The organism is Azospirillum sp. TSH20 (assembly GCF_003115935.1).
GTDB lineage: Bacteria > Pseudomonadota > Alphaproteobacteria > Azospirillales > Azospirillaceae > Azospirillum.
In genome coordinates, this window is sequence record NZ_LGQU01000150.1 from 34,371 (window position 1) to 43,370 (window position 9,000).

Annotated in this window: 6 protein-coding genes; all 6 read left to right on the forward strand. The window is 66.5% G+C overall.

The window, feature by feature from the left end; translation table 11 throughout:
- Positions 1-43 precede the first annotated feature (43 nt).
- On the forward strand, positions 44-1,894 hold the full coding sequence (locus TSH20_RS31915) for an extracellular solute-binding protein (protein ID WP_109156945.1): 1,851 nt from the start codon (positions 44-46) through the stop codon (positions 1,892-1,894).
- A 74-nt stretch (positions 1,895-1,968) separates the two neighbouring features.
- Positions 1,969-3,831, forward strand: coding sequence for an extracellular solute-binding protein (locus TSH20_RS31920; RefSeq protein WP_109156946.1), 1,863 nt, complete (start codon positions 1,969-1,971; stop codon positions 3,829-3,831).
- 74 nt (positions 3,832-3,905) lie between these two features.
- Positions 3,906-5,015 (forward strand): microcin C ABC transporter permease YejB, encoded by a 1,110-nt coding sequence (locus TSH20_RS31925; protein WP_109156947.1) that lies wholly within the window; start codon positions 3,906-3,908, stop codon positions 5,013-5,015.
- Positions 5,015-6,100: an ABC transporter permease gene (locus TSH20_RS31930; RefSeq protein ID WP_109156948.1), complete on the forward strand. Its 1,086-nt coding sequence runs from the start codon at positions 5,015-5,017 to the stop codon at positions 6,098-6,100. The genes TSH20_RS31925 and TSH20_RS31930 overlap by 1 nt, the downstream gene beginning before the upstream one ends.
- Before the next feature lie 190 nt (positions 6,101-6,290).
- Entirely contained in the window at positions 6,291-7,931 is a 1,641-nt protein-coding gene (locus tag TSH20_RS31935) for an ABC transporter ATP-binding protein (protein ID WP_109156956.1), read from the forward strand.
- Positions 7,932-8,292: 361 nt separating this feature from the next.
- Positions 8,293-9,000 (forward strand): methylmalonyl Co-A mutase-associated GTPase MeaB (meaB, locus tag TSH20_RS31940; RefSeq protein WP_109493017.1); only part of this gene is annotated, 708 nt, incomplete at its 3' end.

A 9,000-nucleotide genomic window follows, 5' to 3' on the forward strand; every position in this document is an offset into this window, starting at 1 on the left:
GGCAATCTAACCAAGACGCCCGCTCCCCCAAACAGGACCGCCGATGCGCCGCCTTCTCGCCGTTGCCGCCACGATCCTGACCCTTGCCGCGCCGGCCGCCCTCACGCCTGCCTGGGCGGGAACCGTGACCGTCACCGCGCTGAAGCAGTTCGGCGAGCCGCAATTCAAGCCCGGCTTCACCCATTTCCCCCACGTCAATCCCGATGCGCCCAAGGGCGGGTCGATCGGGCTGGCCGAATCGCAGCCGGGCACCTACGACAGCCTGAACACGCTGATCCTGCGCGGGGTGCGGCCGCGGACGCTGGGGCTGATCTCCGACACGCTGATGGTCGGGTCCGGCTGGGAGCTGGACGCCGCCTATGCCCATCTGGCGGAAAGCGTCGAGGTGCCGGACGACTATGGTTGGGCCATCTTCACGCTGCGCCAGGGCGCCCACTGGCATGACGGCACGCCGATCACCAGCGCCGACGCGATCTTCACCTGGGATGCGATCCAGGCCCACGGTGCGCCCTTCATCAAGTCCTTCCTCGACCACATCGCCAAGGTGGAGGCGCTGGACGACCGCCGCTTCAAGATCACCCTGACCGGCACGGGGGAGATCAAGCCGATCATCGACTTCGCCGTCACCTTCGCGCCGCAGCCCAAGCATTGGTGGACCGCCAATGGCCGCGACATCTCCAAGACGACGCTGGAGCCGGTTCTGGGCAGCGGTCCCTACCGGATCAAGATCGTCGATCCCGGCCGCTCCATCACCTACGAACGGGTCGCCGACTGGTGGGCGAAGGATCTGCCGACCGCCCGCGGCTTCTACAATTTCGACACGGTGAAGGACGACTTCTACCGCGACGACGACGTGATGTTCGAGGCGTTCAAGGCCGGCGCCTACGACTTCCGCGGCGAATACCGGGCGCAGCGCTGGACCACCGGCTACGACTTCCCCGCCGTCAAGGACGGCCGGGTGAAGACGCTGGAGGTGCCGAGCGAACTGCCGCTCGGCGCCCAGGGTTTCCGCCTGAACACCCGGCGCGCCAAGTTCGCCGATCCGCAGGTGCGCGAGGCGCTGACCCTGCTGTTCGACTTCGACTGGATCCAGAAGAACATCCTGTACGGCCAGTACAAGCGCACGCTCAGCAACTTCCCCAACTCCGACTTCGGGGCGAAGGGACCGCCCGGCCCGGCGGAACTGGCACTGCTGGACCCCTACAAGGCGCAGTTGCCGGAGCGGGTGCTGACCCAGCCCTTCACCCTGCCCACCAGCGACGGCAGCGGCAACAACCGCGCCCAGGTGCGCGAGGCGACGCGCCTGTTCAAGGCGGCCGGCTGGGAGGTCCGCAACGGCAAGCTGACCAATGCGAAGACCGGCGAGGTGATGGCGATCGAGTTCCTCGACGGCACCGGGGCGCTGACCCGCGTCATCCAGCCCTATGTCGAGACGCTGCGCCGCGTCGGCATCGACGCGTCCTTGCGCCTCGTCGACACCGCCCAGTATCAGGCGCGGCTGGACGAATTCGATTTCGACGCGATCATCGTCAATCTCAGCTTCTTCACCCCGCCGGGCACCGAACTGCGCGGCTATTTCGGGTCCGCCGCCGCCGGCACCAAGGGCTCGGCCAATTATTCCGGCATCCACGACCCGGTGGCCGACGCGCTGATCGAAAAGGCGCTGGCCGCCAAGGATCTGGACAGCGTCCAGGCGGCGACCCGCGCGCTCGACCGCGTTCTGCTGTGGGGCTTCTACATGGTGCCGCAATGGTACAACCCGGAAAGCTGGATCGCCCACAAGGTGTGGCTGGCCCATCCCGCGGTCTGGCCGAAATACGACCAGGACTATCGCAGCACCAATTTCCCGGCGACTTGGTGGGTCGATCCGGCTAGCAAGGCGGCGCAGCCTTGATGACGCCCCATTGCCGGGCTAACTCCATCAGGCTGAACGCTTTTCGAGAAAACAAGCGAGGGAGGGGATCGGGCATGACGGGTCGGATGCGGTGGCTGGGCACCGGTATGACAGCGGCGATGGCAGGGCTTCTGCTGCTGGCGACCCCGGTCCTCGCGCAGGGCCAGGACCAGAGCCGGGGCAGCCACGCCCTGGCGCTGCACGGCAAGCCGAAATACGGACCGGATTTCCAGCATCTCGACTACGTCAATCCCGACGCGCCGAAGGGCGGCGAGGTCAAGCTGATGGCCTTCGGCGGCTTCGACAACCTCAACCCCTTCATCCTGCGCGGACAGGCCGCCGCCGGCTCCGGGCTGGCGTTCCAGACCCTGACCACCAGCAACGGTGACGAGGCGATCACCGAATACGGCCTGCTGGCCGAAAGCATCGAGGTCGCGCCGGACCACACCTGGGTGGCCTTCACCCTGCGGCCGGAGGCCCGATTCCAGGACGGCAAGCCGGTCACGGTGGACGACGTGATCTGGAGCTTCGACACGCTCCGCGAAAAGGGCCATCCGCTCTACCGGACCTACTATGCCGACGTGACGAAGGCGGAGAAGACCGGCGAGCGCACGGTCAAATTCTCGTTCCGGGATGGCAACAACCCTGAGCTGCCTGTCATCATGGGCCAGCTGCCGGTGCTGCCCAAGCACGCCTTCGCCAATCGCGATTTCGCCACCACGACCCTGGAGCCGCTGGTCGGCAGCGGTCCCTACAAGGTGGTGGACGTGCAGCCCGGCCGTTCCATCACCTATGAGCGGGTGAAGGACTGGTGGGCCAAGGATCTGCCGATCAACCGTGGCCGCTACAATTTCGACCGCATCCGCTACGACTACTACCGCGACCTCGACGTGGCGTTCGAGGCGTTCAAGGCCGGCGCCTATGATTTCCGGCTGGAGAACTCGTCGAAGAACTGGACCACCGGCTACAATGTCCCGGCGGTGCAGAACGGTCAGATCGTCAAGGAGGAGATCAAGCATCAGGACCCGCAGGGCATGCAGGCCTTCGTGTTCAACATCCGCCGGCCGATCTTCGAGGACCGCCGGGTGCGCGAGGCGCTGAATTACCTGTTCGACTATGAGTGGACGCGGGCCAACCTGTCCTACGGCCTCTATCAGCGCACCAAGAGCTATTTCGCCAATACCGAGCTGGCATCCACCGGCCTGCCCTCCCCCGCCGAGCTGAAGCTGCTGGAACCGTTCCGCGGCCAGATCCCGGACGAGGTGTTCACCAAGCCGTACGAGCCGCCGAAGACCGACGCCAGCGGCAACATCCGCGGCAACCTGCGCACGGCGCTGGGCCTGCTGAAGGAAGCCGGCTGGGAGCTGAAGAACGGCAAGCTGGTCAACGCCCAGGGCCAGCCCTTCCGCTTCGAGATCCTGCTGGTCCAGGCCGACATGGAGCGCATCGTCCAGCCCTTCGTCCGCAATCTGGAGCGCGCCGGCATCGAGGCGCAAATCCGCGTGGTCGACAGCGCGCAGTACCAGAACCGCACCGATAATTTCGATTACGATATGATCATCGAGCGGTTCGCGCAGTCGTTGTCGCCCGGCAACGAGCAGCGCGACTACTGGGAATCCTCGCGTGCCGACCAGCCGGGCAGCCGCAACGCCATCGGCATCAGGAACCCGGTGGTCGACAAGCTGGTGGAGACGCTGATCGCCGCCCCCGACCGCGAGTCGCTGATCGCCGCCACCCGGGCGCTGGACCGCGTGCTGCTGTGGAACTGGTACGTCATCCCGCATTGGCACGACACGGTGTACCGCGTCGCCTACTGGAACCGTTTCTCCCATCCGGCGGTTGCCCCCAAATACGGCCTGGGCTTCCAGGACACGTGGTGGGTCGATCCGGAAAAGAACGCCAAGCTGGCCAACAGCGCACGCCGCACGGAACCCTGAGCCGCCTGACACGTACAATGCTCTGGTCTAAGCTGTCGTTTCCTTGAGGATTGGGGAGGGTCGGGACACCCGCGATGCTGGCATACATCATCCGCCGCCTGTTGCTGATCATCCCCACCCTGTTCGGGATCATGGTGATCAATTTCCTGATCGTGCAGATCGCCCCCGGCGGCCCGATCGAGCAGATGATCGCCCGCGTCCAGGGCACGGCGGTCGAGGCGACCTCGCGCATCGGCGGTTCGGCCGGCGGCGACGCCAACACCGCCCAGCGCCAGAACCAGACCGGCGGCGACAGCGGCAGCAAGTACCGCGGCGCCCAGGGGCTGGATCCCGCCTTCATCAAGCAGCTGGAGAAGGAGTTCGGCTTCGACAAGCCGCTGCACGAACGCTTCATCCACATGATGTCGAACTACATCCGCTTCGATTTCGGCACCAGCTACTTCCGCGACCGCCGGGTGGTCGATCTGGTGATTGAAAAGATGCCGGTGTCGATCTCGCTCGGCATCTGGACGACGCTGATCGTCTATCTGGTCTCCATCCCGCTCGGCATCGCCAAGGCGGTGCGCGACGGCCAGCCCTTCGACGTCTGGACCTCCGGCGTCGTCATCGTCGGCTATGCGATTCCCAGCTTCCTGTTCGCCGTGCTGCTGATCGTGCTGTTCGCCGGCGGGCGCTATCTCGACTGGTTCCCCTTGCGCGGGCTGGTGTCGGACAATTGGGGCGATCTGCCCTGGTACAAACAGGTTCTGGATTACTTCTGGCACATGGCGTTGCCGGTGCTGTCGATGGTGATCGGCGGCTTCGCCGGCCTGACGATGCTGACCAAGAACTCCTTCATGGAGGAAATCGGCAAGCAGTACGTCATCACCGCCCGCGCCAAGGGCCTGACGGAAAACCGCGTGCTGTACGGCCATGTCTTCCGCAACGCCATGCTGATCGTCATCGCCGGCTTCCCCGGCGCCTTCATCGGCATCCTGTTCACCGGCGCGTTGCTGATCGAGGTGATCTTCTCGCTCGACGGACTGGGGCTGCTGGGCTTCGAGGCGGCGATCAACCGCGACTATCCGGTGATGTTCGGCACGCTGTACTTCTTCACGCTGCTGGGGCTGATCATGAATCTGGTCGGCGACATCACCTATGTCATGGTCGATCCCCGCATCGACTTCGAATCGCGGAGGGTGTGATGACTCCGCTGACCCGGCGCCGGCTGGCCAATTTCAAGGCGAACCGCCGCGGCTTCTGGTCCTTCTGGATCTTCCTGGTGCTGTTCTTCGTCTCGCTGGGGGCGGAGTTCATCGCCAACGACAAGCCGTTGGTGATCGAGTACGAGAATCACTACTACTGGCCCGTCTTCAACGCCTACCCCGAGACCACCTTCGGCGGCGAGTTCGAGACGGAGACCGACTACCGCGACCCCTATGTCCGCGACCTGATCAATTCCAAGGGCTGGATGGTCTGGCCGCTGATCCCCTACAGCTACCGCACCATCAACTACAACCTGCCGGTTCCCGCCCCGGCGCCGCCGTCCGCCGACAACTGGCTGGGCACCGACGACCAGGGGCGCGACGTGGTGGCGCGGCTGATTTACGGCTTCCGCATCTCGGTTCTGTTCGGTCTGGTGCTGACCGCCTTTTCGTCGGTCATCGGCGTGGCGGCCGGTGCGGTGCAGGGGTACTTCGGCGGGCTGACCGACCTGCTGTTCCAGCGCTTCATCGAGATCTGGCAGGGTCTTCCCACCCTGTTCCTCCTCATCATCCTGGCCAGCGTGGTGACGCCGACCTTCTGGTGGCTGCTGGGCCTGCTGCTGCTGTTCTCCTGGACGGCGCTGGTCCATGTGGTGCGGGCGGAGTTCCTGCGGGCGCGCAACCTGGATTACGTGCGCGCGGCCAAGGCGCTGGGGGCGGGGGACGTCACCATCATGGTGCGCCATGTGCTGCCCAACGCGATGGTGGCGACGCTGACCTTCATGCCCTTCATCCTGAACGGCTCGATCACCACCCTGACCGCGCTGGACTTTCTCGGCTTCGGCCTGCCGCCCGGCTCGCCGTCGCTGGGCGAGCTGCTGGCCCAGGGCAAGGCCAACCTGCAGGCGCCGTGGCTCGGCCTGACCGCCTTCTTCGTGCTGGCGATCATGCTGAGCCTGCTGATCTTCATCGGCGAGGCAGTGCGCGACGCCTTCGACCCGCGCAAGACCATCGCCCAGATGTCCACCGCGCTGCCCGGCGAGGCCGGCGCGGCGACGGCTGCCCGCAAGGAGGCGGCGGAGTGATGGGGTGTACCGACCACGACCGCCAGTCCCCTCTCCCCCCCGGGGAGAGGGTTAGGGTGAGGGGGACGCACTGCGTGACTTCGCAAGAAGCGCAAAGTCTCTCATCACCCCATGACTCCACGCGGTGCTCCCCCCTCACCCCGACCCTCTCCCCGGGGGGGAGAGGGGGATTTTGCGGACGTTCGCCGACATGACCATCATGCCCCCCAACCCCGACCTGCTGTCCGTGCGGGGCCTGCGTGTCGATTTCCGCTCGGGTGCCGGCGCGACGCAGGCTGTGAAGGGTGTGTCCTTCGACATCCAGAAGGGCGAGACGCTGGCGCTCGTCGGCGAATCGGGCTCCGGCAAGTCGGTCACGGCGCTGTCGATCCTGCAGCTGCTGCCCTACCCGATGGCGCACCATCCCGCCGGCTCGATCCGCTTCCGCGACACCGAACTGCTGGGCGCCGACGAGCGCACCCTGCGGCAGGTGCGCGGCAACCGCATCGCCATGATCTTCCAGGAGCCGATGACCTCGCTGAACCCGCTGCACAGCATCGAGCGGCAGATCAACGAGACCCTGTTCCTGCACAAGCGCCTGTCGGCCAGCGCCGCCCGCGCCCGCACCCTGGAACTGCTGCGCCTCGTCGGCCTGCCCGACCCGGAAAAGCGGCTGACCGCCTATCCGCACGAGCTGTCGGGCGGCCAGCGCCAGCGCGTGATGATCGCCATGGCGCTGGCCAACGAACCCGACCTGCTGATCGCCGACGAACCGACCACGGCGCTGGACGTCACCATCCAGGCGCAGATCCTGGCGCTGCTGAAGGATCTGCAGAGCCGCTTCGGCATGGCGCTGCTGCTGATCACCCACGATCTCGGCGTGGTGCGCAAGATGGCGGACCGCGTCTGCGTGATGAACCAGGGCGAAATCGTCGAGCAGGCCAAGGTCGACGACCTGTTCATCCGCCCGCGCCACCCCTACACGCAGAAGCTGCTGTCGGCCGAGCCGCGCGGCAACCCGCTGAACCCGCCCGACGACGCGGCGGAGGTGATGGCCGCCGACCGGCTGAAGGTCTATTTCCCGATCAAGAAGGGGCTGCTGCGCCGCACCGTCGGCCATATCAAGGCGGTGGACGGCGTCGACGTTGCGGTGCGCCGCGGCCACACAGTGGGTGTCGTCGGCGAATCGGGATCGGGCAAGACCACGCTGGGCCTCGCTCTGCTGCGCCTGCACGCCAGCGAGGGCGCCATCCGCTTCGACGGCACCGACATCCAGGGCTGGCAACCGAAGCGCCTGCGGGGCTTGCGGCGGGAGATGCAGATCGTCTTCCAGGACCCCTACGGCAGCCTGTCGCCCCGCCTGTCGGTCGGCCAGATCATCGGCGAGGGGCTGGGCATCCACGGCATCGGCGACAGCAAGGAACGCGAGGCGATGGTCGCCCGCGCGCTGGAAGAGGTCGGCCTGCCGCCCGAAGCGCGCAACCGCTATCCGCACGAGTTCTCCGGCGGCCAGCGCCAGCGCATCGCCATCGCCCGCGCCCTGGTGCTGAAGCCGAAATTCGTCGTGCTGGACGAGCCGACCTCGGCGTTGGACATGTCGGTGCAGGCGCAGATCGTCGACCTGCTGCGCGACATCCAGGCCCGCCACAACCTCGCCTACCTGTTCATCAGCCACGATCTGCGGGTGGTGCGGGCGCTGTCCAGCCACGTCATGGTGATGAAGGACGGCAAGGTGGTCGAACAGGGTCCGACCCAGCGCATCTTCGAAGACCCGCGCGAGGAGTACACCCGCGCCCTGCTCGCCGCCGCCCTGAACCTGGAGGCGGTGGAGTCGCCGGCGGTGCGGACGTAGGGGGCGAGCGATCCCCTAGGCGCAGGAAGTGCGGGCAAGATTGACACGGATGTCACGAATGAAGACACGGATGTCACGGATGTTCTTGAGCTTGCAAAGCCGGATGTCCGATGCCGAAGTGGGTGCCTGACCAAGCTCAATATTCTGGTGGCAATGATGTTGATTGCCCAAGCCGGCTGACACCGTTCCAAACAGCATCCGTGACATCCGTGCTTACATCCGTGACATCCGTGTCAATCTTGTTCCCCACGGCCGCACCTCCCCCCCGCTGTAAGGCGACACCCCGCGCCGGCAAAGGCTTTATCCCGGACCGCTCCACAGGTAGGGTACCGCTCCCCTCGCACAGACCGACGCCGACGCCATGACCGACACCGCCCCGCAAGACGCCGCCCGCCTAGCAGAAGCCGTCCGGTCGGGGGACCGGCGGGCGCTGGCGCGGGCGATCACGCTGATCGAATCGACGCGCGCCGACCATCGCGAAACCGCCGACGCGCTGCTGGCGGCGTTGCTGCCCCACACCGGCAACTCGGTGCGACTCGGCATCTCCGGCGTGCCGGGGGTGGGCAAATCGACCTTCATCGAGGCGTTCGGGCTGCATGTCATCGGGCTGGGACACAAGGTCGCGGTACTGGCGGTCGATCCATCGTCGCAGCGCACCGGCGGCTCGATCCTGGGCGACAAGACCCGCATGGTCGATCTGTCGCGGGAAGCCAACGCCTTCATCCGCCCCTCCCCCGCCGGGACGACGCTGGGCGGCGTGGCCCGACGCACGCGCGAGGCGATGCTGATCTGCGAGGCCGCCGGCTTCGACGTGATCGTGGTGGAGACGGTCGGCGTCGGCCAGTCGGAAACCGCGGTCGCCGACATGGTCGATCTGTTCATGCTGCTGCTGCTGCCGGCCGGCGGCGACGAGTTGCAGGGCATCAAGAAGGGCATCGTCGAGCTGGCCGATCTCGTGGTCGTCAACAAGGCCGACGGCGACCTCGCCGCCACCGCCCGCCACACCGTCGCCGACTATCGCCACGCGCTGGCCCTGCTGCGCCACGGCGACTGGCGGGGGCCGGGGCTC